Here is a 1,054-nt window from a genome sequence, read left to right on the forward strand (position 1 = left end):
CGGAGAAGTACCAGCTCAAGCCCCGGGACTGGGCGACCGCCGAGCGCGAGGGCCGGACCATCGCACCGCTCATCACCCGGCTCAACACCATCCGGCGACAGCACCCGGCGCTACAGCGCCTGCGCAACCTCCGTTTCCATCCGACCGACAACGATGCCGTGCTCGCCTACAGCAAGAGCACCGGGTCGGACACGGTCGTCGTGGTCGTCAACCTCGACCCGCACCACACCCAGGAGGCCACGGTCTCGTTGGACATGCCGCAACTCGGCCTGGACTGGCACGCCGCCCTGCCCGTGCACGACGAACTGACGGGCGAGACGTACCACTGGGGCAGGACCAACTACGTGCGTCTCACGCCCGGCCGGGCCCCGGCGCACGTGCTCCACGTCGGGCGATCGACGCCCCAGATCGGAGGGCCCGCAGCGTCATGACCGTCAACGACCCCGTACCGGACACCTTCGAGGACACCCCCGCCAAGGACCGGGACCCGGAGTGGTTCAAACGCGCCGTCTTCTACGAGGTCCTGGTCCGCTCCTTCCACGACAGCAACGGCGACGGCGTCGGCGACCTCAAGGGCCTGACCGCCAAGCTCGACTACCTCCAGTGGCTCGGCGTCGACTGTCTCTGGCTGCCGCCGTTCTTCCAGTCGCCGCTCCGGGACGGCGGTTACGACGTCTCCGACTACACCGCCGTCCTCCCGGAGTTCGGCGACCTCGCCGACTTCGTGGAGTTCGTGGACGCCGCCCACCAGCGCGGCATGCGCGTGCAGGAGGAGATCCTGGCCGCCCTGCGCTTCTGGCTGGACCTGGGCATCGACGGCTACCGCCTGGACGCGGTCCCCTACCTCTACGCCGAGGAGGGCACCAACTGCGAGAACCTGCCCGCCACCCACACCTTCCTCAAGCGGGTCCGCCGCGAGATCGACGCGATGTACCCGGACACCGTGCTGCTGGCGGAGGCGAACCAGTGGCCCGAGGACGTCGTCGACTACTTCGGCGACTTCTCGGCCGGCGGCGACGAGTGCCACATGGCCTTCCACTTCCCGGTCATGCCG

Annotated in this window: 2 protein-coding genes; both read left to right on the plus strand. The window is 69.1% G+C overall.

Annotated features, from left to right (window positions below; translation table 11 throughout):
• Positions 1 to 431: DUF3459 domain-containing protein (locus IG05_RS0140980; protein ID WP_030349177.1), on the plus strand; the 431-nt coding region annotated here is incomplete at its 5' end.
• On the plus strand, positions 428 to 1,054 hold a 627-nt coding region (locus IG05_RS0140985), incomplete at its 3' end, for an alpha-amylase family glycosyl hydrolase (protein WP_030349178.1). The genes IG05_RS0140980 and IG05_RS0140985, both read left to right, overlap by 4 nt.

Origin of the sequence: Streptomyces sp. NRRL S-1022 (assembly GCF_000720135.1) — a bacterium.
Taxonomy (GTDB): domain Bacteria; phylum Actinomycetota; class Actinomycetes; order Streptomycetales; family Streptomycetaceae; genus Streptomyces.